The organism is Azospirillum sp. UENF 312511 (genome assembly GCF_058780635.1).
This window is the reverse complement of record NZ_JBSNCG010000003.1, coordinates 1,352,787-1,379,453: the sequence shown is the minus strand read 5'-3', so window position 1 is coordinate 1,379,453 and position 26,667 is coordinate 1,352,787. Positions and strand designations below refer to the sequence as shown.

The following is a 26,667-nucleotide window of genomic DNA, read 5'->3' as shown; positions in this document are numbered from 1 at the left end:
GCCTTCCGTCAGTCGTTGCGCAGTAGCGGGGCGGAGGGCTGGCCGAGCGCCCGCCACGTTCCGAGGAAGCCGAAGGCCAGCGTGATCGCCGTGCTCAGCAGCGCCGTGGTCAGCACCGCCGACGGCAGGAACGTCCAGTCCCAGCGCATCAGGAAGGTCATCACCGCCCAGGCCGTGATGGTGCCGATGACCCCGGCGATGGCCGCGGTCAGGATGCCCAGCAGCCCATACTCCAGCAGGAACGCCTTCAGCACGTCGGCCCGCGTGGCGCCGAGCACCTTCAGCACCACCGCGTCGTAGACCCGGCGGCGGTGCCCGGCGGCGACCGCCCCGGCCAGGACCAGCGTGCCGGCGGCCAGCGTGATGCCCGCGGTGATGCGCACCGCCGTGCCGATGTGGCCCAGCATGGTGCCCACCGTGTCCAGCGCGTCCTTCACCCGCACCAGCGTGACGTTGGGGAAGCGCTGCAGGACGGAACGCTGGACCTCCGGCTCCGCCGCCGGGGTGCTGCGGACGGTGGCGATCCAGGTCTGCGGCGCCCGCTCCAGCGTGCCCGGCGCGAAGACCAGGGCGAAGTTGATGGCCAGCGTCGAGAAGTCGGCGGCGCGCACGTTGCCCACCGTCGCCTCGATGGTGCGGCCCAGGACGTTGATCCCCATGGTGGCACCAGGACCGATGCCGAAGGCGCTCGCCACGTTCTGATGGATGGAGATCAGCGGCGCCCCCTTGTAGTCCTCCGGCCACCAGGAGCCGGCGACGATCTCCGAATGCTCGGGCAGCTTGGCGGAATAGGTGATGCCGCGGTCGCCGGACAGCACCCAGGACTGCTCGGGGTTGACCAACGCCTTTTCCGCCGGCTGGCCATTCACCGTCTCGATCCGCCCGCGCAAGCTGGGCACCGCCTCGAACCCGCTGGTGCCGGGCAGGGCGGAGACCATCTGTTTCAGCGGCTCGAACTGGTCGGGCTGGATGTCCACGAAGAAGAAGCTGGGCGCGTCCTTGGGGATCGTCTCGTTGACCCGGCGGGAGAAGTTGCCCTCGATCAGCGCGATGGCCACCAGCACCGTCAGGCCGAGGCCGAGCGACAGCACCACCGCCCCGGTCGGGTTGCCCGGCCGGTGCAGGTTGGCGAGCGCCAGCCGCATCCCTGGACGGCGCGGCCGCCCCGCCGCCGCGGCCCCGCGCACCACCAGCCAGGCGGCCACGCGGAAGGCGATGAAGGTAGCGATGGAGCCGCCGACGAACCAGGCGGCGAACATTTTGTTGTGGGCGGTGGCGACGGCCAGCCCGGCCAGCGCCGCCACGGTCAGCGCCATCGCCGCCAGATAGACGGCGCGAGGACGGCCGCCGGCGGGGGCGACCACGTCGCGGAACTGCGCTGCCGCCGGCACCTCCCGCGCGCGGCCCAGCGGCCACAGCGAGAAGGTCAGCGCGGTCAGCAGGCCATAGAGCGCGGCCAGCGCCAGGGCGCTCGGGTAGACGCCGATCCGGGTGGGCACCGGCAGCACCTGGTCGAGCAGCGAGCCCAGCCCCAGCGGCGCCACGGCGCCGAGCAGCAGCCCCAGCAGGATGCCCAGCCCCGACAGGGCGAGGATCTGCAGCAGATAGACTTGGAAGACCAGATCGCCCGGCGCACCCAGGCATTTCAGCGTGGCGATGGTGCGGGCGCGCGAATCGAGATGGCTGCGCACCGCGTTGCCCACCCCGACCCCGCCGACCAGCAGGGCGGTCAGCCCGACCAGCGTCAGGAACAGCGTCATGCGGTCGATGAAGCGCTCGATCTGCGGGGAGGCGTTGGTGAAGTCGCGGACCCGCCAGCCGGCGTCGGGAAAGCGCGCCGTCAGCGCCGTCTGCCACGCCGCCACGTCGGTGCCCGGCGGCAGGGCCAGCTTTGCGGTCCAATAGACGATGCTGCCGGGCTGGAGCAGGCCGGTGCCCTCCAGCGACGGCAGGCCGATCATCACCCGCGGCCCCAGCGAGAAGGCGCCGTTGGACGCCCGGTCCGGCTCCCGCGTCAGCACGCCGCGCACGGCGAACTCGCCCTCGCCCAGGCGCAGCGTGTCGCCGGTCTTCAGCCCCAGCCGGTCGAGCAGCCCGTCCTCGACCAGCGCGCCCCAGCGCCCGTCGCGGTTGGCCAGCGCCGTGTGCAGGTCACCCTCCGGCGCCAGGGCCACGGAGCCGTAGAGCGGGTAGACGCCGTCCACCGCCTTCAGCTCGACCAGCGTGGACCGCGCGTCGTCGGCGGAGCGGGCCATGGCGCGCATCTCCACCGACTGCGACAGGCGCCCGGCCTGCTCCAGCCAGGAGCGCTGCTCGTCGGTCGGCGGTGCGTAGATCTGCCGCAGTGCGACGTCGCCGCCCAGGATCGCCCGTCCGTCCGCCTGCAGGCCCGACAGCACGCCGCCGGACACGGAGTTGACCGCGGCAATGGCGGCGACGCCGAGCGTCAGACAGGCCAGGAAGATGCGGAACCCCTTCAGTCCCCCGCGCAGCTCGCGGCGGGCCAGACGGAAGGCGAGGGCGAGGTTGGTCATGGGGGCGTCCAGCGGGGTGTGACGATGTGTGGGCAGTGGAAGAAGCCCTCCCCTGCGCAGCGGGGGAGGGTTGGGTGGGGGCCCGGCTCAGCCACGCCCCTGGACATTTCAATCCCCCGCCACGCGCTCGCGCTCGGCGCGGGCGGCCGTGCCGTCGTCGACGATGCGCCCGTCCATCAGGCGCACGGTCCGGTCGCAGCGGTCGGCCAGGGACGGGTCGTGGGTGATCAGCACCAGCGTCGTGCCCCGCCGCTCGGCGAGGTCGAACAGCAGCTCCACGATGGTGGCGCCGGTGCCGATGTCGAGATTGCCGGTCGGCTCGTCGGCCAGCAGCAGCGACGGCTCGGCGACGAAGGCGCGGGCCAGGGCGACGCGCTGCTGCTCGCCGCCGGAGAGCTGGCCCGGATAGTGGGTCAGCCGGTGGGCCAGCCCGACCGCCTCCAGCCCTTGCCGCGCGCGATCAAAGGCGTCGGCAGCCCCGGCGAATTCCAGGGGGATGGCGACGTTCTCCAGCGCGGTCATCGTCGGCACGAGGTGGAAAGCCTGGAAGACGATCCCCACATGGTCGCGGCGGAAGCGCGCAAGCCCGTCCTCGTCCAGCCGGCCCAGATCCTGTCCGGCGACACGCACGGTCCCGCCCGTGGGGCGTTCCAGCCCGGCCATGACCATCATCATGGTCGATTTGCCGGAGCCCGACGGGCCGACCACGCCGACCCGTTCACCGGGCTGGATGCGGAGATTCAAGCCTCTCAGGATGTTGACGGGTCCGGCCGCGCTGTCCAATCTCAGATGCACCTCGTCGAGATCGACGATGGTGGACTCAACGGAATCGGGTCGGGACATTGGCATGCGTCTCTGGAACGGGCGGGGAAATGGGCGGGAAAACCTCACGCCATATGGCATGGTGCGCCGCCATTTCAACATGGCCCTCCTTCGGTCGGGGCTGGCCGCTCTCGCCGTCGTTGCGGGCATCGGCGCTGGGGTCGGCATGACCGCCCCCGCGCTCGCCCAAAGCGGGGCGGGGAAGGGGCCTTACACCCTGCTGGCGCTCGGCGACAGCCTGACCGCCGGCTACGGCCTTCCCGAACCGCAGGCTTTCACGGTGCAGTTGCAGGCGGCACTGCGGGCGAAGGGCTACGACGTGACCGTCGTCAACGCCGGCGTGTCGGGCGACACCACGGCCGGCGGTCTGTCGCGGCTCGACTGGGCGCTGGCCGACAAGCCGGACGCCGTGCTGGTGGAACTGGGGGCGAACGACATGCTGCGCGGGCTCGACCCCGCCGCGGCGCGCGCCAACCTCGACGCCATCCTGAAGCGGCTGACCGGCGAGACGCTGCCCGTGCTGCTGGCCGGCATGTACGCGTCGCCCAGCCTGGGCCGCGCGTACATGGACCGCTTCAACGCCATCTACCCTGATTTGGCGAAGACGTACGACGTGCAGCTCTACCCGTTCTTCCTGGACGGTGTGGCGGCCGACGCCGCGCTGAACCAGCCCGATGGCATCCATCCCAACGCGGCCGGCGTGAAGGTGATCGTGGAGCGCATCACGCCCCACGTCGCCCGCCTTCTGGACGGCATCGCCAAAAGCGGAGACTGACACCCATGGCGACCCTGGCCGGCGACACCGCCACCACCGAGACTTACTTCAAGGCCGCATCGGCCACCGGCACCGAATGGGGCGCCGTCGTCAAGTCGTGCCTGGACGAACTCGGCGCGGTGGAGGGCTGCAATCTCGGCTTCCTCTACATCACCGACGCGCTGGCCGAGCACGCGACGAGCATGGTCACCTTGCTGCGCGGCGTCACCGGCATCCGCGACTGGGTGGGCACGGTCGGCATCGGCGTCTGCGCCAACGACGAGGAAATCTTCGACAAGCCGGGCATCGCCGTGATGGTGGCCCGCCTGCCGCCGGAGGGCTTCCGTCTGTTCCCGGTGGTGTCGGGCGACATGGAGCCGCTGCGCCGCATGGCCGGCGGCTGGCTGGACAAGCACGGCGCCATGCTGGCGCTCGCCCACGCCGACCCGCGCCACCAGGATCTGGCCGGCTTGGTCGTTTCGCTGGCGGAATCAACCGGGGCTTTCCTGGTCGGCGGCCTGTCGGCCTCGCGGTCGGAGTTCCCGCAATTCACCATCCCCGGCAACACCGCCACGATGGTCGGCGGGCCGGTGGCCGACGGCGGCGTGTCGGGCGTGCTGTTCGCGCCGCAGGTGCCGGTCGCCACCGGGCTCAGCCAGGGCTGCACGCCCATCGGGCCGGTGCGCACCATCACCGCGGCGGAGGACAACGTCGTTCTGGAGATCGACGGGCGCCCGGCGCTGGAGGTCTTCAAGGAGGACATCGGCGAATTGCTGGCCCGCGACCTCAAGCGGGTGTCCGGCTACATCTTCGCCGGCCTGCCGATCGCCGGCAGCGACACCGCGGACTATCTGGTCCGCGACCTGATCGCCATCGACCCGCGCGCCGGCTGGATCGCCGTCGCCCACCATGTGCAGAGCGGCCAGCCCATTCTGTTCACCCGCCGCGACCAGCAGAGCGCCGAGGCCGACATGCGCCGCATGCTGGCCAATCTGAAGAAGCGCGTGAAGACCACCCCGAAGGGCGCCCTCTACGTCAGCTGCATCGCCCGCGGCCCCAGCCTGTTCGGCGAGGGCAGCCAGGAGCTGGCGCTGATCCGCGAAACCTTCGGCGACATCCCGCTGGCCGGATTCTTCGCCAGCGGCGAGATCTCCAACGCCCGCCTGTACGGATACACCGGCGTGCTCACCCTGTTCCTTTAAGGATCAAAGACAAATGCAATACCGTCCGCTCGGCCGCACCGGCCTGTCGGTCAGCGCCATCGGCCTGGGCACCATGACCTGGGGCCGCCAGAACAGCGAGGCCGAGGGCCACGCCCAGATGGACTACGCGCTCGGCGAGGGCGTGAATTTCTGGGATACGGCGGAGATGTACGCCATCCCCCCGACCGCCGACACGTACGGACGTACGGAGGAGGTGATCGGCACCTGGTTCAAGGCGAACGGCAAGCGCGATCAGGTGATCCTGGCGAGCAAGGTCGTCGGCGCCAGCGACGGCGGCTTCGCCTGGGTGCGCAACGGCGAGGCGAAGCTTGACCGTGCCAACATCTTCGCGGCGGTGGAGGCCAGCCTGCGCCGGCTCCAGACCGACTACATCGACCTGTACCAGCTCCACTGGCCCGACCGCTCGACCAACCGCTTCGGCGCGCGAAACTACGTCCACCGGCCGGAGAAGGACGGCACGCCCATCGAGGAGACTCTGTCGGCGCTCGACGAGCTGGTGACGTCCGGCAAGGTCCGCCACATCGGCGTGTCGAACGAGTCGCCCTGGGGGGTGATGCAGTTCCTGAAGCTGGCGCAGGACAAGGGCCTGCCGCGCATCGCCTCGATCCAGAACGCCTACAACCTGCTGAACAGGACCTTCGAGCAGGGCCTGGCCGAGGTGTCGCTGCGCGAGGATGTCGGGCTTCTGGCTTACTCGCCGCTGGCCGCCGGAACGCTGACCGGCAAGTATTTGGACGGCGTCGTGCCCGCCGGCACCCGCCGCGCGCTGGATCACCGCAAGTCGCGCTACGCCACCGTCAACGCCGACGCGGCGACCCGGGAGTATCTGGACGTCGCCCGGCGCCACGGCCTGTCGCCGACCCAGATGGCCATCGCCTTCACCCTGCAGCAGCCCTTCGTGGCGTCCTCGTTGATCGGCGCGACGACCATGGAGGACCTCAAGTCCAACATCGCGGCGGTGGACGTCACGCTGTCGGACGAGGTGATGAAGGACATCGAGGCGGTCAACGCCCGCTATCCCGACCCCTGCCCATAACCGTTCCGGAAGGCCAATGATCCGTCTCTTCGTCGCCCTCGATTTTCCGGAGGATGTGCGCCGGCGTCTGGCGGGGCTGGGCGGCGGCGTGCCCGGCGCCCGCTGGACCGACGCGGATAACCTGCACCTGACACTCCGCTTCATCGGGGAGGTGCCGGAGGATCAGGCGGCGGAGATCGACGAGTTGCTGGCGCAGATCGCTGCGCCGGCCTTCGATCTGGTTCTGGACGGCGTGGGCGTGTACGGCAGCGGCCGCAACGCCCGCGTCCTCTGGGCCGGGGTGGAGCGCAGCGACGCCTTGTCGCACCTCCAGTCCAAGGTCGAGTCGGCGCTGGTCCGCTGCGGCCTGCCGGCGGAAGAGCGCAAATTTTCGCCCCACGTCACGCTCGCCCGCCTGAAGGACGCGCCGAAGGACCGGATCGGGCGCTTCGTCGAGGAGCGCGGGATGTTCCGCGCCGGTCCGATCCGGGTGGAGCACTTCACGCTCTACCGCAGCCACCTGGGCAAAGGGGCCGCGGTGTACGAGGCGCTGTCGGAATACGGGCTGGGATGACGGGCGGGCGGCGCCTTACAGCGGCACGCCCTTGATCATCCGCGGCAGTTCGCCGACCACGCCCATCGCGTGCCGCATGAAGAAGCGCTTCAGCGGCGGCAGGCGGTTGACGACGGCCATGCCGACGTCGCGGGCCAGCTTGATCGGCGGGATGTTGTTCGAGAACAGGTGGACCAGACCGTCGCAGACCACGGCCAGCAGCACCGTGTCGAAGCGGCGCCAGCGCTGGAAGCGCGCCAGCACCTCCGGCGAGCCGACGTCCAGCCCCAGCCGGTGGGCGTCCACGATCACCTCGGCGAGCGCCGCCACGTCGCGCAGGCCCAGGTTTAGCCCCTGCCCGGCGATGGGGTGGATGGCGTGGGCCGCCTCGCCGATCAGGGCGACGCGCTCCGCGATGAAGCGCTCGGCCAGCAGCACCGACAGCGGCCAGGCGTCGCGCCGGGTCACCAGCTCGATGTCGCCCAGATAGCCGCCCGACCGGCGGGTCAGCTCGTCGATGAACTGGTCCTCGGGCAGCTTCAGATACATGTCGACCAGCGATCGCTTCTCGCTCCACACGATGGAGGAGCGGTTCTCGGTCATCGGCAGCACGGCGAAGGGGCCGTTGGGCAGGAAATGCTCCACGGCCACGCCGTTGTGCGGCTCTGAATGGCGGATCGTGCAGATGATCGCGGTCTGGTCGTAGGCCCAGGTGCGCAGCTTGATCCCGGCGCTCTCCCGCGCCAGCGAGCGGCGCCCGTCGGCCCCGACCACCAGCCGCGCCTTGACCACCCGCCCGTCGGCCAGCGTCACCGTGGCGCCGGCGCGGCTGCGCTCGATCGACACCGCCTGGGCCGGGGCCAGATGGTGCAGGCCGGGCAGTTCCTTGGCGCGGGCGAACAGGGCGCGGCGCATGTCCTTGTTGTCGAGAATCCAGCCGAAGGGCTGGTTCTTGCCGTCCCAGGTCAGCTCCGTGTGGTCGTAATGGACGAACAGGGGCGAGAACTGGTCGGCCACCCGGATGTCCAGGATCGGGCCGGCGTAGGGCTCCATGTGCTTCCACACGCCCGCCCCCTCCAGCACCTTCATCGAGGCGTAGGCGACCGCCGTGGTGCGGATGTCGAAGTCGTCCCCCGCCTGCCGGTCGGGGCTGTCGCGGTCGATGCAGACGACCGGAACGCCCGCGGTGGCCAGGGCCGCCGCCATGCTGAGTCCGGCCAGTCCGCCGCCCAACACGACGACGTCGGTCGTGATCTCCTGCGCTGCGGTGGTGCCCGATTCGGTCATGATGGCGCTGCCCTTCGATCAGTGTAGACGGGTACGAACAATCGTTCCGCTTGCTCCGGATGTCCAGCGGCGCTGCGTCGCGGCCCCCGAATTGCGTAATTATTAGGCATGACCTGCCCAATCGATCGGCGAAACAGCCAAAAACCGCTGAAAAGGGCCGATTCTGCAACCGGCACGATTTTTGAAGACATTGCTTTTTATGGTCGAGGCGAACACGCTCGAGTCACGTTCGGAAAACCCGCCGCCACGGCGGGATCGGCCGAGGGGGGACCGGGCGACCGCAGGGGCCCGCAAACACGCATACCAAGGGGAAGCCACATGAAACTGGTTATGGCCATCATCAAGCCGTTCAAGCTCGACGAAGTGCGCGAGGCGCTGACGTCGCTCGGGATCCAGGGCCTGACGGTGAGCGAGGTCAAGGGCTTCGGACGCCAGAAGGGTCAGACCGAGATCTACCGCGGCGCCGAGTATTCCGTGAGCTTCCTGCCCAAGGTGAAGGTCGAGGTCGCGGTGTCCGACGACCAGTACGAGCAGGTGGTCGAGGCGATCCAGAAGGCCGCCAACACCGGCCGCATCGGCGACGGCAAGATCTTCGTGCTGGACATCGCCCAGGCCGTGCGCATCCGCACCGGCGAGACCAACACCGAAGCTCTCTGAGGCGTCCTGGAGGAAGCGGACCGGGCGGGGCATCATCGCCCGGCCCCTCCCGCGAGGGGGGAAGGCGCGTCCGCTTTTTCTTGCCGCGGGGCATCGATGATCTGCCCGGTGACTTGAGGCCGGGAACGCCAGTCTTTCCACCGTGGCACCAAGGCCGCCGGAACGGGCGGCGTATGCTTTCCCTTGACCGGGCTTCGTCCGGTTTTGTGCCCTTGTGCCGGGACTCCACCGCCGGTAGGATCGTTTCCGTTTCGTATCGGGCAGAGGCCCCCAGAGGCCCCTGACGGGCCGTGCCCCTCGGGGCCGGCCCGGCCTTCTCGGGCCGTCCTCATGGAAAGGATTCTCGGCGGCATGTCGCTCCCGGACCTCGGCACCTTCGCTCTCGTCAACGACCGGCTCGACCGGCTGTCGGACTACCCCTTCACCCGGCTGGCGGCCCTGCTGTCCGGGGTGACGCCGCGCGCCAACGCCGAGCCGATCATGATGTCGGTGGGCGAGCCGCAGCACCAGCCGCCGGCCATCATCGACGAGACGTTGCGCGCCAACGCCCATCTGTGGGGCAAATACCCGCCGGTCGGCGGCACGCCGGAGTTCCGCGAGGCGGTGGGCGCTTGGCTGACCCGCCGCTACGCCCTGCCGGACAGGCTGTTCGATGCTGAAAAGTCGGTCCTGCCGGTGTCTGGCACGCGCGAAGCGCTGTTCCTCCTCGCCCTGCTGGCCGTGCCGCCGTCCAAGGTGGGACGCCAGCCGGCGGTGCTGATGCCCAACCCCTTCTACGCGCCCTACGAGGGAGCGGCCCTGCTGGCGGGGGCGGAGCCGGTGTTCCTGCCCTCCACCCGCGAGACCGGCTTCCTGCCCGACCTCGACGCGCTGACGCCGGAACTGCTGGAACGCACGGCGCTGTTCTACCTCTGCACCCCGGCCAACCCGCAGGGGGCGGCGGCGGACGCCGCCTATCTGGAGCGGGCGATCGGGCTGGCGCGGCGCTACGGCTTCATCCTGGCGGTGGACGAGTGCTACGCCGAGATCTACCTGGACAAGCCGCCGGTCGGCGCGCTCCAGGTCGCGTCGGGGCTGGTCCATGACGGGAAGCCCTGGGCGAACATCCTGGTCTTCCATTCCCTGTCCAAGCGGTCGAGCGCCGCCGGGCTGCGGTCGGGCTTCGTGGCCGGCGATCCGGAGCTGATGTCCCGCTTCACCCGCCTGCGCAGCTACTCCAACGCCGGAATGCCGCTGCCGGTGCTGGCGGCCAGCGCCGCCCTGTGGCGGGACGAGGCCCATGTCGAGGAGAACCGCGCGCTCTACCGCGCCAAGTTCGACGCGGCGGAGGCTTCGCTGAAGGGGCGCTACGGCTACTACCGGCCCGACGGCGGCTTCTTCCTGTGGCTGGAGGTCGGCGACGGCGAGGAGGCGACGCGCCGCCTGTGGGCGGAGGGCGGCATCCGCGTGCTGCCCGGCGCCTACCTGACCCGCAGCAATCCCGGCGAGGCCAACCCCGGCGCCCCCTTCATCCGCATCGCGCTGGTGAACGACGCCGAGACGGTCGCCCACGCCTGCAGCACCATCGCCCGCATCCTGGGATAAGAGCCGCCCGGTTCGGCCCAACCCGGTTCGGCCCAAGTCACCCCGGTCTTTCGCCCCGAAGGACGGGTCCGGTTCAGCACGTTCTTGAGGACCTTCTGCCCATGGCACGACCCGCAAGCCCCCGCAGCGGAAGCGGCAAAAGCGCCGGAGCACGGCCCGCCGGAGCGCGGCCGGAAAAGCCGCCCTTCTTCTCGCCCGCCACGCGCGCCTTCGTGGTGGCGCGGGCACGCGAGTTGGCGGGCTTCGCGCTGGGCGTGGTCGGTCTGGTGCTGATGGTCATCCTGGGCAGCTACAACCCGGCCGACCCCTCGTGGAACGCCGTTCCGGCGGCGAACACCCACATCCACAACCTGTTCGGTCGGTTCGGCGCCCATCTGGCGGACGTCCTGATCCAGTCGCTGGGCTGGGCGGCCTATCTGCTGGCCCTGGTCCCGATGATGTGGGGCTGGCGGCTCAGCCTGCAGAAGAGCATCCGCCATCCGCTGTTCCGCAGCGTGCTGGCGGTGTGGGGCGTGCTTCTGGTCGCCATGTTCCTGGCCGGGATGGGCGGCGGGGGCGAGGACCCGCTGAACGGCCATCCCGGCGGCAGCTTCGGCATCGTGCTGCTGGACGGGGTCAGCAAGCTGCTGTTCGGCGGCCCCGGCAATCCGCTGGTCGGCACCGTGGCCGGCGTGGCCGGCGGGCTGATCCTGTTCGTCGCCATGGGCCTGTCGATCCGCGAATGGGCGGCCAGCCTGCGCGAGACCGCCGCCGGCCTCGCCCGCCTCGGGCGGGGCGCGCGGGCCGGCGTGTCCTTCATGCGCGACAAGGGCGCGGAGGCCGCGCGCAACGCCGCGCGCCAGACCGGTGGCCTGCTGCGCCGGGAGCCCAGCCTCGCCACCGCGGACAAGAAGGCCGTCGCCCCGACTCTCGACGACACACCCGACGAGGACGGCGCCGCCATCACCCTGCGCGCCGCGCCGCGCGGCCGGCTGTCCGACTCCATCAGCGTCGAGCCGCGCGTGGAGGCCAAGACCCGCGCCGTTCCGGTGGTCACCCCGCCCGCCGGGGGCAAGACGAAGGCCGCCGACCAGGGGCGCCCGTCCAAGCAGGCCGCCCTCAATCTGGAGGAGGCGGACGGCTACGAGCTGCCGCCGCTCGACCTGCTCCAGATCGTCCCGACCAGCGTGCGCGGCGAGAAGGTGGACGAGGCGGCGCTGCGCGAGAACGCGGTGAAGCTGGAAGGCGTGCTGTCCGACTTCGGCGTGCGCGGCGAGGTGCAGAAGGTCCATCCCGGCCCGGTCGTCACCCTCTACGAGCTGGAGCCGGCCCCCGGCACCAAGTCGTCCCGTGTCATCGGTCTGGCCGACGACATCGCCCGCTCGATGAGCGCGGTGTCCGTGCGTGTCGCCGTGGTGCCGGGCCGCAACGTCATCGGCATCGAGTTGCCCAACGCCAAGCGCGAGACGGTGCTGCTGCGCGAGCTGCTGGCCGGCGACGTCTTCGACAAGACGGCGGGCAAGCTGCTGCTGGCGCTCGGCAAGGACATCGGCGGCCAGTCGGTGGTGGCCGACCTCGCCCGCTTCCCGCACCTGCTGGTCGCCGGCACGACGGGCTCGGGCAAATCGGTGGCGATCAACACGATGATCCTGTCGCTGCTCTACCGCCTGCCGCCCGACCGCTGCCGCTTCATCATGATCGACCCCAAGATGCTGGAGCTGTCGGTCTATGAGGGCATCCCGCATCTGCTGACGCCGGTCGTCACCGATCCCAAGAAGGCGGTCGTCGCCCTGAAATGGACGGTGCGGGAGATGGAGGACCGCTACCGCAACATGTCCAAGCTGGGCGTGCGCAACATCGAGGGCTACAACGCCCGCCTGCGCGAGGCCCGCGCCGACGGCGAACTGCTGACCCGCCGCGTCCAGACCGGCTTCGACCCCGACACCGGCAAGCCGATCTTCGAGGAGCAGCCGCTCGACCTGAAGGAGCTGCCCTACATCGTCGTGATCGTCGACGAGATGGCCGACCTGATGCTGGTGGCGGGCAAGGACATCGAGGCGGCGATCCAGCGCCTCGCCCAGATGGCCCGCGCCGCCGGCATCCACCTGATCATGGCGACGCAGCGCCCGTCGGTGGACGTCATCACCGGCACCATCAAGGCCAACTTCCCGACCCGCATCAGCTTCCAGGTCACCTCCAAGATCGACAGCCGCACCATCCTCGGCGAACAGGGGGCGGAGCAGCTGCTCGGCCAGGGCGACATGCTCTACATGGCCGGCGGCGGCCGCATCACCCGCGTCCACGGCCCCTTCGTCGCCGACGGCGAGGTCGAGCAGGTGGTGAAGTTCCTGAAGACCCAGGGCGAGCCGAGCTACGTCGACGCCATCACCGAGGAGGACGACGAGGACGGCGGTTCCTTCGACGACGGGTCGGGCGCCGGCGGCGGGTCGGGCGACGACCTCTACGACAAGGCGGTGGCGGTGGTCTGCCGCGAGCGCAAGGCGTCGACCAGCTTCATCCAGCGCCAGCTCCGCATCGGCTACAACTCCGCCGCCCGTCTGATCGAGCGGATGGAGACCGAAGGCGTGGTCAGCAAGCCCAACCACGCCGGCAAACGCGAAGTCCTGGCCCGCAACATCGAGGAGTGAGCGGGTGCTTGCCCCCTCCCTAACTCTCCCCCGCTCTCGCAGGGGAGGGAACTGCCGCCGCTTCGCCCAAGCCCCCTCTCCCTCGAAGAGGGGGAGGGTTGGGGAGGGGGTAGAGCGCTCTTTCTCCTTGGAACCACCACCGCCGCGCCCCATTTCCGCCCGGAACGTCCGGTTACCTAGCAGGCATCATGAAGATCCCGTTCCGCCGCATTCTGGCTGCCGCTGCCGTCGCTCTGTCCGTCACCACGGCGGGAGCGGTCCTCGACCCAGCGCTCGCCGCTCCCCGCGCCGCCGCACTGTCCACCCAGGACCAGGCGCTGGTGGCCCAGGCGGAAAGCTATCTGAACGGCATCGGCACGCTGCAATCGAAGTTCGTGCAGGTCGCCCCGAACGGGCACCAGACCACCGGCACCTTCTACCTCGCGCGTCCCGGCCGGATGCGGCTGGAGTACGACGCGCCGGTGAAGGACTTCGTCGTCGCCGACGGCGCCTTCATCTTCTATTGGGACGGGGAGATGCGGCAGCAGTCCAGCGCCCCCATCGGCAGCACGCTGGCCGACTTCATCCTGCGCAAGAACATCCGGCTGTCCGGCGACGTGACGGTGACCGGCGTCTATCAGGCGCCGGGGCTGGTGGAAATCAGCCTGACCGAGACCAAGGACCCCGGCAAGGGCACCCTGACGCTGGTCTTCGAGGACCGGCCCTTCCAGCTCCGCAAATGGCGGGTGCTGGACGCCCAGGGGCTGACGACCGAGGTGGCGCTGATGAATCCGCGCGAGGGCATGCAGTTCGACTCAAAGCTCTTCTACTTCATCGAACCCAGCAAGGGCGACTACGGCCGCAGCAACTGATCCGCCCCGGCGGGTTTGCACGGAAGTCGCGCGAATCCCGCCGCTGCGACAACCCGCCGCCGCAACGAAGTCCTCCTGATCCTGTTGCCGTGATGTATCGGGGGCGCTCACCCGCCCCCGGTGCACTCGAACGGATGAGGGGAGACGAGACATGGCTACGGAGGCGATGTACGAGGCCCGGCGGATCCAGGGCATGAACGATCTGCTGGCGCGCAACTGGTGGGCGCTGGCGTTGCGCGGTGCCGGGGCGGTGATGCTCGGCCTGCTGGCTTTCCTTCTGCCGGGGGCGACGGTTGCCACCCTGGCGGTTCTGCTCGCGGCCTACCTGCTGATGGACGGACTGTTCGCCATCATCGGCGGCGTCCGCGCCGCCCAGGCGCAGGAGCGCAGCCTGCCCTTCATTCTCGACGGCGTGGTCAGTCTGGTGGCGGGCGCCGTGGCCCTGCTGTGGCCGGAGGCGAGCCTGTTCGCGCTGATCTTCGTGATCGCCGCTTGGTCGGTCATCACCGGCTTCGCCAAGATCATGACCGCGTGGCGCATGCACCGCACCCATGGCAAATGGGCTTGGGGCGTGGCCGGCGCCCTGTCGGTGCTGTTCGGTTTCGGCATGTGGGTCCTGCCGTCGCTGGGCCTGCTGGCCGTGGCGCTGGGTGTGGGCAGCTATCTGATCGCCTATGGCGCGCTGGCCATCATCACCGCCGTCCGCCTGCGCCGCTGCCTACACGACCGGAATCATCATTCCAACCACGGCAACGCCGTGGCGGCGGAGTAAAAGCTTATCGTCCGGGGGCGATGCGGCGGTAGCCGAGCGCCTCCGCGATGTGCGGGCGGCGCACGCCGCCCCCGCCATCCAAGTCGGCCAGCGTGCGGGCGACGCGCATGACGCGGTGATAGCCGCGGGCGGACAGTTTCAGCCGCTCCGCGGCCTCGGTCAGCAGGGCTCGGCCCGGCTGGTCGGGGGCGGCGGCCTTCTCCAGCAGTTCGCCATCCGCCTCGGCGTTGGTGCGCACCGCCCGGCCCTCGGGAAAGGGGCCGAAACCGGCGTAGCGCTCCGCCTGGACGGCGCGGGCCACCGCCACGCGGGCGGCCACGTCGGCGCTCCCCTCTGCGGGCGGCGGCAGGCTGAGGTCGGCGGGGCTGACGGCGGGCACGTCGATGTGCAGGTCGATGCGGTCGAACAGCGGCCCGCTTATTTTGGACTGGTAGTCGGCGGCGCATTTCGGCGCGCGGGCGCAGGCCAGCGACGGGTCGTCGAGATGCCCGCAGCGGCAGGGGTTCATGGCGGCGATCAACTGCACCCGCGCCGGGTAGGTCACATGGTGGTTCACCCGGCTGACGACGGCCTTGCCGGTTTCCAAGGGCTGGCGCAGCGCCTCCAGCGTGCCGCGCGGGAATTCGGGAAGCTCGTCGAGAAACAGAACGCCCTTGTGGGCGAGCGAAATCTCGCCGGGCTTGGCGCGCGACCCGCCGCCGACCAGGGCGGGCAGGCTGGCCGACTGGTGCGGCGACCGGTAGGGGCGCTGGCGCAGCAGTTTGCCGCCTTCCAGCAACCCGGCGACGCTGTGGATCATCGAGACCTCCAGCGCCTCCGCCGGGTCGAGCGGCGGCAGCAGGCCCGGCAGCCTTGCGGCCAGCATCGACTTGCCGGAGCCGGGCGGCCCGATCATCAGCAGATTGTGCGATCCGGCGGCGGCGACCTCCAGCGCGCGTTTGGCCGTCTCGTTGCCCTTGACGTCGCGCAGGTCGAGCGGCGCCCCGGCGCTCTCCTGGATGCGCGGACGGGGGCGGGTCAGCACCTGCTGGCCGCGGAAATGGTTGATGAGCGCGAGCAGCGTCGCGGGTGCCAGCACGTCCAGCCCCTCGCCCGCCCAGGCGGCCTCCCCGCCGCAGGCCTCGGGACAGATCAGCCCGCGGTCGTGGGCCAGCGCGTTGATCGCCGCCGGCAGCACCCCGGCCACCGGAGTCAGCGCCCCGTCCAGCGCCAGTTCGCCCAGCGCGCAATAGCGGCTCATCTCCAGATCGGGCAGCACGCCCATGACGGTCAGCAGGGCCAGCGCGATGGGCAGGTCGAAATGGCTCCCCTCCTTCAGCACGTCCGCCGGGGCGAGGTTGACGGTGATCCGCTTGGCCGGCAGGGCGAGGCCGAGCGCGTGCAGCGCCGCCCGCACCCGTTCCCGGCTCTCCGCCACCGCCTTGTCGGGCAGGCCGACCACGGTGAAGGCGACGATGCCGCCGGACATCTGCACCTGAACGTCGATGTCCAGAACCTCGATGCCCTGGAACGCAACCGTGTTGATCCGCGCAACCATGCCAGACGCCATTCCTTGGGAAATGCACGCGAGTGTATGGTCCGCTCGTTTATTTTGCCAGGATAACGCGTTTGGTGAGGCGGAGCCGGCTCCTACGCTTGCGCGCGTCAGCCGGCCTACGTGTCTGTTGCATCCGATTCGATGTGCCAGAGCAGGGCGGGAACGCGGGCCTTCAGAACCCGCCGAATGTCCGCTCCGGAGGCGGTGGTGCCGAAGCTGCTCAATCTCAGAACCCGCCCCGTGTAGAAATTGGCGCGGCTTGGCTGGATGAGGTACCGGCTGTCCTTTGAGACTCTCAAAACATACATGGATGGCGCGCGTTTTTCTCCCCAAAGACTACCATGTTCAGCCGATGCGATGTCTTCCCATCGTATGGGGGATACGGTTTGCCCATAAATGAACAAGCCAGTCTCGTCCGCTTTGATAAGTGGCCCCTTGTAGGGCACCGTGGCCAGAACCACCATGAATTCATGGCTTGCTACAACAATCACGGCGATGCCTATCCAGGCACGGACCTGGGTCAGGTCGAACGAGATAATCAAATATAAACCATACGAAGCCAAGCACGCGGCAGCTGCTAATAGGCAAAGTTGCTGGGTTTTTGAGGAGTAGGCGATGAGCGTGTCATCATTCTTTTCGCTTCTCATCAATTGCATACCCATTATAATTTATGATTTTCTTTCAAAAATGCTTTGGCATCAGCATGATAAGAATGGGTTGCATTTTTGCGATGCCGCCGATCGAAAAACGGCAATGCCAATCGCCGCGATTTTTCAAGGTATAGAAACTATCGTGAAATTCAACGCGCCCGTTCCGCGCTCCGCAGGAGCGCCGGCAACGGATTTTTGGGAAGCCAACCGATCTGCCCTATCTTTGGCGGAGACCACACCGAACAAGGAACCGGGACCGTGCAGCTTCTTCTCAGCACCTGGGCCGAGGCCGAGGCTTACCTGAAGACCTCCAAGGGCATCATCCTGCCCATCGGCTCCACCGAGCAGCATGGGCCGAACGGCCTGATCGGCACCGACGCCATCTGCGCCGAGGTCGTGGCCCGCGGCGTCGGCGACGCCACCGGGGCCATGGTCGGGCCGACCATCCCGGTCGGCATGGCCGTGCACCACATGGACTTCGCCGGCTCGATGACGCTGAAGCCCTCCACCCTGATCGCCCTGCTGCGCGACTATGTGATGTCGCTGGCCGAGCATGGGTTCGAGCGCTTCTTCTTCGTCAACGGCCATGGCGGCAACGTCGCGTCGGTCCGCGCCGCCTTCTACGAGATCTACGCGGAGAACCGCGCCCTGCGCGGCCGGCAGGCGCCGGAGCTGCGCTGCACCCTGGTCAACTGGTGGGAGAACCAGGAGATCGGCCGCCTGTCGCGGGAGCTGTTCGGCGGCAAGGAGGGCTCCCACGCCACGCCCAGCGAGGTGTCGCTGACCCAGTACGCCTATCCCGAGTCGATCAAGACGGCGGCGATGGACCCGGAGACCGCGTCGCCCGGCGGCTTCTACGACGCCCGCGACTTCCGGCGCCGCCACCCCGACGGGCGCATCGGCTCCGCCCCCGGCCTCGCCTCGCCGGAGCACGGCAAGCGCCTGTTCGACACCGCGGTGGAGGCGATTTCCCGCCAGTACGGCGCCTTCCTGGCGGAGGCGTGAGCGGAAAAGCCTGCCTGCGGTCTTGAACTCGGGCGGGGCTTCACCGCATCATCCCGCGCCGAGACAACGATTGGGGGAAACAGCCGTCATGCCGAACCGCCAGAGGCGCGCCGCGCTCGCCATCACCATGGGAGCGTTCCTCGGGCTGGCCGGCGCGCTGGCCGCCGGTCCGGTCCTCGCGCAGGCGGCCCCCCGTACTGACTTGGTGGTCGGGATGCGGCTGGAGCCGCCGCACCTCGACCCCACGGCGGGTGCGGCCGCGGCCATCGACGAGGTGACCTACGCCAACCTGTTCGAGCCGCTGACCCGCATCGACGCCGAAGGCAAGGTGGTGCCGGGCCTCGCCGAAAAATGGCAGGTGTCGGCGGATGGGCTGACCTACACCTTCCACCTGCGCGAGGGCGCGAAGTTCCACGACGGTACCGACGCCGATTCGGCGGACGTGAAGTTCTCGCTCGACCGCGCGCGCGGCGCCGAGTCGGTCAACGCGCAGAAGGGCTATTTCGCCGCCATCGCCGGTGTCGAGGCGCCCGACGCGCGGACCGTAATCATCACCCTGTCGCGGCCGGACGGGCTGTTCCTCTTCCACATGGCGTCGGGCGACGCCGCCATCGTCGCGCCGGAATCGGCGGGCACCAACAAGCAGACCCCGGTCGGCACCGGCCCCTTCAAGTTCGAGCGCTGGGTGGCCGGCGACCGGGTGGTGCTGGTGCGCAATCCCGACTATGACGGGCCGAAGCCGGCGCTGGAGCGCGTCACCTTCCGTTTCATCAGCGATCCGGCGGCCCAGGTCGCCGCGCTGAAAGCCGGCGACATCGACAGTTTCCCGCAGTTCGACACTTATGAGGCGCTGCCCCAGTTCCGCGACGACGGGGCCTTCACCGTCATGGTCGGCACAACGGAGGGGGAGACGATCCTCGGCACCAACAACGCCCGCAAGCCCTTCGACGATGTGCGGGTGCGCCGGGCCATGGCCCACGCCATCGACCGCAAGACGCTGATCGACGGGGTGCTGTTCGGCAACGGGGCGGCCATCGGCAGCCACTTCCCGCCGCACCGCGCCGGCTACGTCGACCTGACCGGCCTCTACCCCTACGACCCGGACAAGGCCAAGGCGCTGCTCGCCGAGGCCGGCCTTCCGGACGGGTTCGAGACGACGCTGCGCCTGCCGCCGCCGATCTACGCCCGCCGCTCCGGCGAACTGATCGCCGCCATGCTGGCCGAGGTCGGCATCCGCGTGACGATCGAGCCGATGGAATGGGCGCCGTGGCTTGAGAAGGTGTTCAAGGGCAAGGATTACGACCTGACCCTGATCGCCCACACCGAGCCGCTGGACATCGACATCTACGGGCGCCCCGACTACTACTTCAACTACCGCAGCGAGCGTTTCAACGCCGTGGGGGCGGAACTGGACCGCACCCAGGACAGCACCAAGCGCAACGCCCTCTACGGCGAGCAGCAGCGCATCCTGGCCGAGGACGCGGTGAACGGCTTCCTCTTCATGCTGCCCTCGGCCACCGTGCAGAAGTCGGCGGTGCAGGGCATGTGGGTCAACCGCCCGATCCAGGCCAACGACGTGACGGGCGTCCGGTGGAAGTGATCCGGCGCGGCCGGACCGGACCCCGCGGGGGCTGACCCGCGTGCTCGCCTTCCTGGTGCGCCGTCTGCTCACGCTGGCGCTGACGGCGTGGCTGGCCACGCTGGTGGTCTTCGCCGTGCTGGAGGCGATCCCCGGCGACCCCGCCCTGGTGATGCTGGGCACCAGCGCGCAGCCGGAGGCGGTGGCCGCCCTGCGTGCCCAGATGGGGCTCGACCGGCCCTGGCCTGTCCGCTACGCCGGCTGGGTGGGCGGCATGCTGCACGGCGATTTCGGGACCAGCCTGACCTACGCGCGCCCGGTCGCCGGGCTGGTCGCCGACCGGCTGGCCATCACCCTGCCGCTGGCCGGGCTGGCGCTGGTCCTCTCGGCTGGCATCGCCATCCCGCTCGGCCTGTTCGCGGCCGGGCGGCAGGGGCGGGCCGGGGACTGGGCGGTCATGGCCTTCGGGCAGATGGGCATCGCGGTGCCCGGCTTCTGGTTCGCCATCCTGTTGATTTTGCTGTTTTCCGTGCGGCTGGGCTGGTTCTCCGCCGGCGGCTTTCCGGGATGGGAGGCCGGGGCGGGGCCGGCGCTGAAGGCGCTGCTGCTGCCCGCCGTGGCGCTGGCCCTGCCGGAGGCGGCGATCCTGGCGCGCATCACCCGTACGGCGGCGCTCGACACGCTGCGCGAGGAGTATGTGCGCACGGCGGTCGCCAAAGGCCTGCCGCGCCGCGTGGTCCTGCGGCGCCATGTGCTGCCCAACGCGCTGATCCCCGTCGCCACCATCCTCGGCCTGCAATTCTCCTTCCTCGTCGCGGGGGCGGTGGTGGTGGAGAATGTCTTCACCCTGCCGGGGCTGGGCCGCCTGCTCTATCAGGCCATCGGCCAGCACGACCTGATCGTGGTGCAGAGCGTCGTCGTGCTGCTGGCGGTCACGGTGGTGGCGGTCAACGCGCTGGTCGACATCGCCTGCGCCGCCATCGACCCGCGCCCGCGGGTGACGGCATGACGGGGCCCACGAAAATGGGGGGATGAGACGGCTGAGGCGCCTGCCGGTCAGCCTGCTGCTGGGCGGGCTGCTCACCGCGCTGGTGGTTGGGGCGGCGCTGCTGTCGCTGGTCTGGACGCCCTTCCCGGCGGAGCAGGTGCGGGTGGTCGCCCGGTTGCGCCCGCCGGGGCCGGTCCATTGGCTGGGCACCGACCATTTCGGGCGGGACGTGCTGTCGATGATCCTGGTCGGCGCCCGCAACTCGCTGGCCGTCGGGGCGGCGGCGGTGGCGCTGGGCGCTCTGCTGGGCGTGCCGCTGGGGCTGGCCGCTTCCGCCTGGGGGCGCTGGGGGGACGAGGCGGTGGCCCGGCTGGGCGACCTGCTGTTCGCCTTTCCCGCGGTGCTGACGGCGATCCTGCTGACGGCGGCGCTGGGGGCGGGGGCGGTGAACGTCGTGCTGGCGCTCGGCCTGTTCAACGCCGCGGTCTTTGCGCGGGTGGCGCGCGGGGCGGCGCTGGCCGTCTGGCGGCGGGACTTCGTGCGGGCGGCGCTGGCGCTGGGGCGTGGGCCGCTGTCGGTGACGCTGGTGCATGTGCTGCCCAACATCGCCGGGGTGGTGATCGTCCAGGGGACGGTGCTGTTCGCCGTGGCGGTGCTGAACGAGGCGGCGCTGAGCTATCTGGGGCTGGGCATTCAGCCGCCCTCGCCCTCCTGGGGCAAGATGCTGGGCGACGCGCAGACCTTCCTGTTTACCTCCCCCCTTCAGGCGATCTTTCCGGGGGCGGCCATCGCGGTGACGGTGCTGGGGCTGAACCTGCTGGGCGACGGTCTGCGCGACGCGCTCGACCCGCGCCACCGCTCGGCGGGGTTGCTGTAGACTTGACACAAGACGCTTGGGCTTGTGTCAAGTGGCATGGTGTCCCCTCTCCCCTCTGGGGAGAGGGTTAGGGTGAGGGGGATGTGCGTGGCGGCACGTCCGGCACAAGCGCAACCCCCTCACCGGCCCTTCGGGCCACCCTCTCCCCAGGGGGGAGAGGGTTGAATGAGGCAGGTCAGGCGCCGCGGTGCTGCTTGGCGATCGGCTGGGAGAATTGCAGCTCGATGTCCCAGGGGAAGTGGATCCAGGTGTCCTGGCTCACCTCGGTGATGAAGGTGTCGACCAGCGGGCGGCCCAGCGGCTTGGCGTAGACGGTGGCGAAATGCGCCTTGGGCAGCATCTTGCGCACGATCACCGCGGTTTTGCCGGTGTCGACCAGATCGTCGATGATCAGCCAGCCTTCGCCGTCTCCGGCGTTGGCGCCCTCCACGCCCTTCAGGACCGTCGCCTCGCGCTGGTTCTGGTGGTCGTAGCTGGAGACGCAGACGGTGTCGATCATGCGCAGCTCAAGCTCGCGCGCGATGATGGCCGCCGGGACAAGGCCGCCGCGGGTGATGGCGATGATGCCCTTCCAGGGACCCTTGTCGATCAGGCGCCAAGCCAACGCCTTGGCGTTGCGGTGAAGCTCCTCCCACGACACCGGGAAGTGCTTGTTGAACGGAACGGCTTCTGGCACGGCTATGGACTCCGAAAGAAACGTGCGCCGCTTATACCGCAAGCCCCACCGCCGGGCAATCGACCGCGTGAAAAGGCGAAAAAAGGTCTTGCAGCCCGGAATCCTTTTGAGTAAGTTGCGCGCCTCGACGACGGACGGTTACCGCCGCCGCCGGGAAGACAAACAGGAATGCGCCCGTAGCTCAGCTGGATAGAGCACCAGACTACGAATCTGGGGGTCAGGAGTTCGAATCTCTTCGGGCGCGCCATTCCTTCCGGTCTGCACAAGAAAGCCGCCCTTGGGCGGCTTTTCTGCGTTCTGGTGCTTGCCACACTGGCATCCACCTCAGCGGCTTTTCTTTTTCCGTGTCGTGCGCTTCGGCTTGGGCGGTTTGGTCATGGCGTTGAACAGGGCGGTCTGGTTGCGCCGGGCGGCGGCGTTGAACACGCCGCTCCAGAAACCGATCGCCTGACTGGCCGACCGGTTGGCCATGGACAGCCAGATGCTTTGTGGTGTCCCCTTCATGCTTTCCCCTTTTTGAAAGCCCCTGCCGATGAAGCTCGGCCAGGGAGGTAACAGCGCGAGGCGGTCAAACTCCCGCGACGATCGCGCGGCGATGGCGGACCCGCGTCCACGACATGGTCAGGCCGACCCGCTCGGCGCAGCCATAGTGCCAGGGGCGGTTCTCGCTATCGCCAGCCCAATGCGGTTCCCCGGCCCGCAAAGGCTTCCCGCAATGGCAACAGGTGGGTGGCGCGGGAAGACGTGCGGCGTCCCGTTTCGTCAGCTGGGTCATAGGGCATCTCATCCAGAGCGTCTTATTCCAGGAGGCGTCTCAGGCACGGCGTTTCGGGAAGGCACGGCGTCGAGAGCGTGTGAGAGCGTGTGTTTTCTTGGGCGTGTCATCTTGCGGTGCGAAGAATGACCGCCCGGCCGTCCCGGGGAAACGTCGCAAAGGTGAAATGCCCATGGGGTGCCCCCGACCACAGGGGTATGCCCATGGTCAGGCCATAGGTCGCGAGATCGTTGGCATTAAACGCTTTTTGCCCTTATCGCGAATCGCTGCTGCGGGACCGAACGCCCACTCTTGATCACACCCCGATTCACAGCCGGTTAACCATCGGCGCCTAGCGTCCGCCCCCTTCGCCGCGGCCTTTTGCTGCGGCGCAGCATTTTCCGAAGGGTGAAGGCGTTATCCATGGTTTTCCTGTTGCACTACCTGCCGTCCCTGTCGCTGGTCGCGGTGAGCGGGCTTGCCGGTCTGGCGTTGGGCGTCCTGTCCACGCTGCTTCAGGACCGGCGGGCGATCCTGACCGCGCAGGCCGGGGCCGGTGCGCTGTTCGTCGTCCATTTCTTCGCTCTGGGTGCCCATACGGGCATGCTGATGTGCGCGCTCGGCCTCGTGCAGATGGCCGCCGCCTATCCCGAACGGCGGCCGCGCTGGCTGCGCGTCCTGTTCGCCCTGACCGTGCCCGCGGCGCTGGCCGTCGCGGTGACAACATGGCAGGGGCCGATGTCCGCCCTGTCGGCGGCGGGCTTCATCCTGGGGACCATCGGGCGCTGGCAGGGCACGGTCGGCCGGATGCGGCTGTTCTTCCTGTCCTCGACGGTGGTCGGGGCCGGCCACAACGCGCTGGCCGGTTCGGCCTTCGGGCTGGCGTCGGACGCGATGACCCTGTCCGGCCATCTGCTCGCCCTGTGGCGCGCCCGCCCGGCGGTTCGCCGACGGTCGGCGCTGGCTGTGCATTGACGAACGGAAACCGCGCCGGGGACAGTGCCCCCGGCGCGGTTTTGGCGATGGATCGGGATCAGCGCTTCGCTTCGGCGGTGCCGGCGGTTTCCCGGCGCTCCAGATAGGTCTTGGTGAGCTGCGGCAGGCGCTGTTCCAGCCACGCGGCCATTTCCAGCTCCTCGTCCAGGCTCGGCTGGAGCATGCGGGCGATCTCCGGCTCCCCGGCCTGTTCCGCGGCGGAAATCAGGGCGCGGTAGTTGGCGATCTCGAAATGCTCGAAGGAATAGTCGAAGATCGACGCCTTCACGATCTCGTCGGACGCCACCACACCGGACAGCGACTGGGCGTTGCCGATCAGCATGGCGACGCCGGTCTTGATGGCCGAGGTGTCGGTGCCCAGACGCTGCAGGCACTGCTTCAGCCGGTCGGCCTGCCGGTTCGACACCTCGATGTGCTCCTGCACCTTGGCGAGGACGTCCGGGTAGTTTTTGATGCGCTCCGCCTGCCGCTCCAGCATCTCGACGGCTTGGCTTTCCATGGCGTGGGCGTCGCGCAGCCAGTCGATCAGGGTTTCCTTGGTGGTGTTGGCCACAGGTCCTCTCCCTCGTTGCGTTATCAGACAGTCCATTGGGGATGGACCGACAACAGGCGGAGCAGCGGTTCGTCACCATCGGACGATGCGGCCTGACCAAGCGGAGCACCCTTCGGATGCATCAAGGAACCTTCACCGGGGCGGCAGGTTTTCAAGTGGTTGGGCAGCCTGCCAGGGGAGGAACCGGCCATGTCGGCAAATGAACCGGCCGTGATGGGAAAAGACCAGATCGTCGATACCCTCAACGATCTGATCCGCATCGTCGAGGACAGCCACGAAGCCTATCGTCAGGCCGCGGAAGCCTTGGAGGACGAGGATCTGAAGGCGCTGTTCAACGATCTGGCCGCCCAGCGCGGCGCCATCGTGCGCGAGGTGCAGCGCCTCGTCGCCGAGCAGGGCGGGGCGCCGGACATGGGCGGGACCGTGATGGGCGGCGCGCACCGCTTCTTCCTGGAACTGAAGAACAACGTGTTGGGGCACGACCGCGAGGCGATCCTCGCCGAGGTGCAGCGCGGCGAGGGCGAATGCGTCCGCGCCTACGAGGAGGCCCTGGCCAAGGAGCTTCCCCTGCCGATCACCGCGGTGGCGATCCAGCATCTCGACCGCATTCGCGCCGACCGCGACCGCATGACCCTGCTGCGCGGCGCCGCGGCCTGACGAAAGAAACCGGTTGAGGGACGATCACTCCGCGGCGGCGGCCTGCCGGTTCTCCAGATCGGCCAGCAGGGCGCGCTTCTGCCCGGCATCCATGTGCTTCCAGCCGCGGATTTCCTCCAGCGTGCGCAGGCAGCCGATGCAATAGGCGCGATCGGCGGTCAGCTTGCACACGCTGATGCAGGGGGACGGGACGATGGCGGTGTTGGGGGCAGCGGTATCGGGAGTTCCGTCGGTCATTCCGGGAGCCAAAAAGGAAACGGGACGGCGCTGGGCCGTCCCGTCCTTACCATCCGGTAGCGTCCGGTCTCAATCCCAAAGGCCTTTTGTCCGATCGTTTCAGTCGGAAATGTTGGGCGGGTCGGGATCGTCCGACCAGTCGTCCTTCGGGGCCGGGTAGCGCTCCAGCCACTTGCGGACCAGGGCGACGTGGCCGGCCTCCTCCTCCGCGAACTCGCGGGCGAGGCGGGCGACCTCCGGGTCCTTGGTCTCGGCGGCGACCGAGGCGTAGTAGTTGTTGCCCTGATGCTCGCTCAGCAGCGCCATCTTCAGCGCGTGGTGCGGCTTCATCAGGTAATGGGCGTTCTCGAAGGCCGCGGCCTCCGGGGACTCGGTGGTGGCGTCCCACTGGAACTCCCAGGGGGCGACCTTGGGCAGCGCGCCAAACTCCCGGGCGATCTGCTTCACCTCTTCGGCGTGTTTGGCCGAGTAGGTGGACAGATCGCGGAACAGCTTGGCGACCTCCACATTGTTGTGGGCCTCCATGCTGTCGGCCAGCTCGGTGTAGCGCTCCGCCGCCTCGATCTCCAGGGCCAGCGCGTGGGCGAGGAACAGGCCGACGTTGGCGGCCCCGTTCAGCACTTTCGTCTTCATACCGCGAACCCCTCTTCGATCTGGGCGATGCTGCGGGTGGCCGCCGATTCCGGCTGGAACGGACGGCGGTTGCCGGCGAGGAAGATGCCGAGGCCGAACCCGTCGTCCTCCAGGACGGCGCGCATCGCCTCGTTCGGGTCGTCCGTCGGCTCGCGGCCGTAGGGATGGACCGTGCTCTTCCAGTTGCGCTGCTCGGGACGGAAGGTGACGCAGGGGGACAGGATGTGGATGACCGAGAAGCCGGGGTGCCGCACGCCTTCCACGATCAGGCGCGCGACCTCGTTCGGGTTGTTGGAGAAGCCGCGGGCGACGAAGTTCGCGCCGCAGGCCAGCGCCAGGGCGACCGGCTGGATCGGGTTGACGCCCGGCCCTTCCGGGGTCAGCTTCGACTCGCACCAGTCGGCCTCGGTGGTCGGCGAGGCCTGGCCCTTGGTCATGCCGTAGACCTGGTTGTCCATGACGATGTAGGTCATGTCGACGTTGCGGCGGCAGGCGTGCAGGAAGTGATTGCCGCCGATCGAGAAGCCGTCGCCGTCGCCGCCGAAGATCAGCACGTTCAGCTCGGGCCGGGCCAGCTTCACGCCGGACGCCACGGCCAGGGAGCGGCCGTGCACCGTGTGGTAGCCGTAGACGCTGGTGTAGGCGGGGATGCGCGACGAGCAGCCGATGCCCGACACCACGACGGTGTCCTTGCGCTCCAGCCCCATGGTCGCCATGGCGCGGGTGATGCCGGCCAGAACGGAATAGTCGCCGCAGCCGGGGCACCAGATGGGCTTCACGTCGGACTTGTAGTCGCCGGGCAGCGGGCCCACGACATCGTCGGTCAGATGGGTATCCATGGATTTC

General features: G+C 69.2%; 26 protein-coding genes and 1 tRNA gene. 16 read left to right on the top strand and 11 right to left on the bottom strand.

Going from position 1 to position 26,667, the window contains the following annotated elements:
• Positions 1-8: 8 nt before the first annotated feature.
• Together ACWPN7_RS17840 and ACWPN7_RS17835 are read right to left on the bottom strand one after the other, a co-directional pair.
• Positions 9-2,534 (bottom strand): ABC transporter permease, encoded by a 2,526-nt coding sequence (locus tag ACWPN7_RS17840; RefSeq protein ID WP_451990910.1) that lies wholly within the window; start codon positions 2,532-2,534, stop codon positions 9-11.
• 108 nt (positions 2,535-2,642) lie between these two features.
• Positions 2,643-3,377 carry an ABC transporter ATP-binding protein gene (locus tag ACWPN7_RS17835; protein ID WP_103040080.1) on the bottom strand — a complete coding sequence of 245 codons (735 nt, stop codon included), beginning with the start codon at positions 3,375-3,377 and terminating at the stop codon, positions 2,643-2,645.
• A gap of 79 nt (positions 3,378-3,456) precedes the next feature.
• Between ACWPN7_RS17835 and ACWPN7_RS17830 the strand changes: the two genes are divergently transcribed.
• Genes ACWPN7_RS17830 through thpR form a run of 4 tightly spaced genes read left to right on the top strand, consistent with a single transcriptional unit; the run spans position 3,457 to position 6,922 of the window.
• A complete protein-coding gene (locus tag ACWPN7_RS17830; RefSeq protein WP_247891737.1) occupies positions 3,457-4,131 on the top strand; it encodes an arylesterase in 675 nt (224 codons plus the stop codon).
• Positions 4,132-4,136: 5 nt separating this feature from the next.
• Complete coding sequence (locus ACWPN7_RS17825; protein WP_103040082.1) at positions 4,137-5,312, top strand: FIST signal transduction protein; 1,176 nt, start codon at positions 4,137-4,139, stop codon at positions 5,310-5,312.
• A 13-nt stretch (positions 5,313-5,325) separates the two neighbouring features.
• A complete protein-coding gene (locus ACWPN7_RS17820; protein WP_459196159.1) occupies positions 5,326-6,369 on the top strand; it encodes an NADP(H)-dependent aldo-keto reductase in 1,044 nt (347 codons plus the stop codon).
• A 16-nt stretch (positions 6,370-6,385) separates the two neighbouring features.
• On the top strand, positions 6,386-6,922 hold the full coding sequence (gene thpR / locus ACWPN7_RS17815; RefSeq protein WP_459196160.1) for an RNA 2',3'-cyclic phosphodiesterase: 537 nt from the start codon (positions 6,386-6,388) through the stop codon (positions 6,920-6,922).
• A 15-nt stretch (positions 6,923-6,937) separates the two neighbouring features.
• Here the strand turns inward: thpR and ACWPN7_RS17810 are convergent, their stop codons facing one another.
• On the bottom strand, positions 6,938-8,188 hold the full coding sequence (locus ACWPN7_RS17810) for a UbiH/UbiF/VisC/COQ6 family ubiquinone biosynthesis hydroxylase (RefSeq protein WP_137115435.1): 1,251 nt from the start codon (positions 8,186-8,188) through the stop codon (positions 6,938-6,940).
• Positions 8,189-8,506: 318 nt separating this feature from the next.
• Between ACWPN7_RS17810 and glnK the strand changes: the two genes are divergently transcribed.
• The 5 genes from glnK to ACWPN7_RS17785 all read left to right on the top strand — a co-directional run bounded on the left by glnK (position 8,507) and on the right by ACWPN7_RS17785 (position 14,679).
• On the top strand, positions 8,507-8,845 hold the full coding sequence (gene glnK / locus ACWPN7_RS17805) for a P-II family nitrogen regulator (RefSeq protein ID WP_035670687.1): 339 nt from the start codon (positions 8,507-8,509) through the stop codon (positions 8,843-8,845).
• A gap of 351 nt (positions 8,846-9,196) precedes the next feature.
• On the top strand, positions 9,197-10,429 hold the full coding sequence (locus tag ACWPN7_RS17800) for an aminotransferase class I/II-fold pyridoxal phosphate-dependent enzyme (protein ID WP_459196161.1): 1,233 nt from the start codon (positions 9,197-9,199) through the stop codon (positions 10,427-10,429).
• 101 nt (positions 10,430-10,530) lie between these two features.
• Positions 10,531-13,056, top strand: a complete 2,526-nt coding sequence (locus ACWPN7_RS17795) for a DNA translocase FtsK (protein WP_038530021.1) — start codon at positions 10,531-10,533, stop codon at positions 13,054-13,056.
• Between the two features lie 188 nt (positions 13,057-13,244).
• A complete protein-coding gene (locus ACWPN7_RS17790; RefSeq protein ID WP_149649956.1) occupies positions 13,245-13,907 on the top strand; it encodes a LolA family protein in 663 nt (220 codons plus the stop codon).
• Between the two features lie 151 nt (positions 13,908-14,058).
• Positions 14,059-14,679 carry an HdeD family acid-resistance protein gene (locus tag ACWPN7_RS17785; protein ID WP_038530016.1) on the top strand — a complete coding sequence of 207 codons (621 nt, stop codon included), beginning with the start codon at positions 14,059-14,061 and terminating at the stop codon, positions 14,677-14,679.
• A 4-nt stretch (positions 14,680-14,683) separates the two neighbouring features.
• Here ACWPN7_RS17785 and ACWPN7_RS17780 read toward each other — a convergent pair whose 3' ends face one another.
• A complete protein-coding gene (locus tag ACWPN7_RS17780; protein WP_038530014.1) occupies positions 14,684-16,216 on the bottom strand; it encodes a YifB family Mg chelatase-like AAA ATPase in 1,533 nt (510 codons plus the stop codon).
• Between the two features lie 116 nt (positions 16,217-16,332).
• Positions 16,333-16,863, bottom strand: a complete 531-nt coding sequence (locus ACWPN7_RS17775; RefSeq protein WP_144243544.1) for a hypothetical protein — start codon at positions 16,861-16,863, stop codon at positions 16,333-16,335.
• A 261-nt stretch (positions 16,864-17,124) separates the two neighbouring features.
• On the opposite strand from ACWPN7_RS17775, the gene ACWPN7_RS17770 reads away from it, so the two are divergent.
• The 4 genes from ACWPN7_RS17770 (at position 17,125) to ACWPN7_RS17755 (ending at position 21,315) form a co-directional block, all read left to right on the top strand.
• Positions 17,125-17,871: a creatininase family protein gene (locus ACWPN7_RS17770; RefSeq protein WP_014239044.1), complete on the top strand. Its 747-nt coding sequence runs from the start codon at positions 17,125-17,127 to the stop codon at positions 17,869-17,871.
• Between the two features lie 88 nt (positions 17,872-17,959).
• The gene (locus ACWPN7_RS17765) at positions 17,960-19,471 is read left to right on the top strand and encodes an ABC transporter substrate-binding protein (protein ID WP_459196162.1); all 1,512 of its coding nucleotides are present in this window, start codon (positions 17,960-17,962) and stop codon (positions 19,469-19,471) included.
• Between the two features lie 40 nt (positions 19,472-19,511).
• Positions 19,512-20,459 (top strand): ABC transporter permease, encoded by a 948-nt coding sequence (locus ACWPN7_RS17760; RefSeq protein ID WP_038530008.1) that lies wholly within the window; start codon positions 19,512-19,514, stop codon positions 20,457-20,459.
• A gap of 22 nt (positions 20,460-20,481) precedes the next feature.
• The gene (locus ACWPN7_RS17755; protein WP_247887726.1) at positions 20,482-21,315 is read left to right on the top strand and encodes an ABC transporter permease; all 834 of its coding nucleotides are present in this window, start codon (positions 20,482-20,484) and stop codon (positions 21,313-21,315) included.
• A 175-nt stretch (positions 21,316-21,490) separates the two neighbouring features.
• Here the strand turns inward: ACWPN7_RS17755 and gpt are convergent, their stop codons facing one another.
• Positions 21,491-21,991 (bottom strand): xanthine phosphoribosyltransferase, encoded by a 501-nt coding sequence (gpt, locus tag ACWPN7_RS17750; protein ID WP_038530002.1) that lies wholly within the window; start codon positions 21,989-21,991, stop codon positions 21,491-21,493.
• Positions 21,992-22,161: 170 nt separating this feature from the next.
• Here gpt and ACWPN7_RS17745 point away from each other — a divergent pair.
• Positions 22,162-22,238, top strand: a tRNA-Arg gene (locus ACWPN7_RS17745).
• 77 nt (positions 22,239-22,315) lie between these two features.
• Here the strand turns inward: ACWPN7_RS17745 and ACWPN7_RS17740 are convergent.
• Positions 22,316-22,495, bottom strand: coding sequence for a hypothetical protein (locus tag ACWPN7_RS17740; protein WP_038529999.1), 180 nt, complete (start codon positions 22,493-22,495; stop codon positions 22,316-22,318).
• 673 nt (positions 22,496-23,168) lie between these two features.
• Between ACWPN7_RS17740 and ACWPN7_RS17735 the strand changes: the two genes are divergently transcribed.
• Positions 23,169-23,720, top strand: a complete 552-nt coding sequence (locus ACWPN7_RS17735) for a YgjV family protein (protein WP_456525435.1) — start codon at positions 23,169-23,171, stop codon at positions 23,718-23,720.
• A gap of 58 nt (positions 23,721-23,778) precedes the next feature.
• Here ACWPN7_RS17735 and ACWPN7_RS17730 read toward each other — a convergent pair whose 3' ends face one another.
• The gene (locus tag ACWPN7_RS17730; RefSeq protein WP_014239055.1) at positions 23,779-24,294 is read right to left on the bottom strand and encodes a YciE/YciF ferroxidase family protein; all 516 of its coding nucleotides are present in this window, start codon (positions 24,292-24,294) and stop codon (positions 23,779-23,781) included.
• A 189-nt stretch (positions 24,295-24,483) separates the two neighbouring features.
• Between ACWPN7_RS17730 and ACWPN7_RS17725 the strand changes: the two genes are divergently transcribed.
• Complete coding sequence (locus ACWPN7_RS17725; protein ID WP_038529996.1) at positions 24,484-24,951, top strand: PA2169 family four-helix-bundle protein; 468 nt, start codon at positions 24,484-24,486, stop codon at positions 24,949-24,951.
• A gap of 24 nt (positions 24,952-24,975) precedes the next feature.
• Here ACWPN7_RS17725 and ACWPN7_RS17720 read toward each other — a convergent pair whose 3' ends face one another.
• From ACWPN7_RS17720 to ACWPN7_RS17710, 3 genes are all read right to left on the bottom strand, one after another.
• Positions 24,976-25,188: a DUF1289 domain-containing protein gene (locus tag ACWPN7_RS17720; RefSeq protein ID WP_038529993.1), complete on the bottom strand. Its 213-nt coding sequence runs from the start codon at positions 25,186-25,188 to the stop codon at positions 24,976-24,978.
• A 99-nt stretch (positions 25,189-25,287) separates the two neighbouring features.
• Entirely contained in the window at positions 25,288-25,821 is a 534-nt protein-coding gene (locus ACWPN7_RS17715) for a ferritin-like domain-containing protein (RefSeq protein ID WP_014239058.1), read from the bottom strand.
• The gene (locus tag ACWPN7_RS17710) at positions 25,818-26,660 is read right to left on the bottom strand and encodes a 2-oxoacid:ferredoxin oxidoreductase subunit beta (RefSeq protein WP_051658017.1); all 843 of its coding nucleotides are present in this window, start codon (positions 26,658-26,660) and stop codon (positions 25,818-25,820) included. Before ACWPN7_RS17710 ends, ACWPN7_RS17715 begins: the two co-directional genes overlap by 4 nt.
• Positions 26,661-26,667 lie beyond the last annotated feature (7 nt).

Coding starts and splice junctions, on each gene's coding strand:
- ACWPN7_RS17810 (WP_137115435.1), bottom strand. CDS start 8,188: ATGACCGAATCGGGCACCACCGCAGCGCAGGAGATCACGACCGACGTC.
- thpR (WP_459196160.1), top strand. CDS start 6,386: ATGATCCGTCTCTTCGTCGCCCTCGATTTTCCGGAGGATGTGCGCCGG.
- ACWPN7_RS17765 (WP_459196162.1), top strand. CDS start 17,960: ATGCCGAACCGCCAGAGGCGCGCCGCGCTCGCCATCACCATGGGAGCG.
- ACWPN7_RS17795 (WP_038530021.1), top strand. CDS start 10,531: ATGGCACGACCCGCAAGCCCCCGCAGCGGAAGCGGCAAAAGCGCCGGA.
- ACWPN7_RS17825 (WP_103040082.1), top strand. CDS start 4,137: ATGGCGACCCTGGCCGGCGACACCGCCACCACCGAGACTTACTTCAAG.
- ACWPN7_RS17840 (WP_451990910.1), bottom strand. CDS start 2,534: ATGACCAACCTCGCCCTCGCCTTCCGTCTGGCCCGCCGCGAGCTGCGC.
- ACWPN7_RS17710 (WP_051658017.1), bottom strand. CDS start 26,660: ATGGATACCCATCTGACCGACGATGTCGTGGGCCCGCTGCCCGGCGAC.
- ACWPN7_RS17790 (WP_149649956.1), top strand. CDS start 13,245: ATGAAGATCCCGTTCCGCCGCATTCTGGCTGCCGCTGCCGTCGCTCTG.
- ACWPN7_RS17780 (WP_038530014.1), bottom strand. CDS start 16,216: ATGGTTGCGCGGATCAACACGGTTGCGTTCCAGGGCATCGAGGTTCTG.
- ACWPN7_RS17800 (WP_459196161.1), top strand. CDS start 9,197: ATGTCGCTCCCGGACCTCGGCACCTTCGCTCTCGTCAACGACCGGCTC.
- ACWPN7_RS17835 (WP_103040080.1), bottom strand. CDS start 3,377: ATGTCCCGACCCGATTCCGTTGAGTCCACCATCGTCGATCTCGACGAG.
- ACWPN7_RS17820 (WP_459196159.1), top strand. CDS start 5,326: ATGCAATACCGTCCGCTCGGCCGCACCGGCCTGTCGGTCAGCGCCATC.
- ACWPN7_RS17725 (WP_038529996.1), top strand. CDS start 24,484: ATGTCGGCAAATGAACCGGCCGTGATGGGAAAAGACCAGATCGTCGAT.
- ACWPN7_RS17740 (WP_038529999.1), bottom strand. CDS start 22,495: ATGAAGGGGACACCACAAAGCATCTGGCTGTCCATGGCCAACCGGTCG.
- ACWPN7_RS17720 (WP_038529993.1), bottom strand. CDS start 25,188: ATGACCGACGGAACTCCCGATACCGCTGCCCCCAACACCGCCATCGTC.
- glnK (WP_035670687.1), top strand. CDS start 8,507: ATGAAACTGGTTATGGCCATCATCAAGCCGTTCAAGCTCGACGAAGTG.
- ACWPN7_RS17830 (WP_247891737.1), top strand. CDS start 3,457: ATGGCCCTCCTTCGGTCGGGGCTGGCCGCTCTCGCCGTCGTTGCGGGC.
- ACWPN7_RS17785 (WP_038530016.1), top strand. CDS start 14,059: ATGGCTACGGAGGCGATGTACGAGGCCCGGCGGATCCAGGGCATGAAC.
- ACWPN7_RS17715 (WP_014239058.1), bottom strand. CDS start 25,821: ATGAAGACGAAAGTGCTGAACGGGGCCGCCAACGTCGGCCTGTTCCTC.
- ACWPN7_RS17775 (WP_144243544.1), bottom strand. CDS start 16,863: ATGAGAAGCGAAAAGAATGATGACACGCTCATCGCCTACTCCTCAAAA.
- ACWPN7_RS17735 (WP_456525435.1), top strand. CDS start 23,169: ATGGTTTTCCTGTTGCACTACCTGCCGTCCCTGTCGCTGGTCGCGGTG.
- ACWPN7_RS17755 (WP_247887726.1), top strand. CDS start 20,482: ATGAGACGGCTGAGGCGCCTGCCGGTCAGCCTGCTGCTGGGCGGGCTG.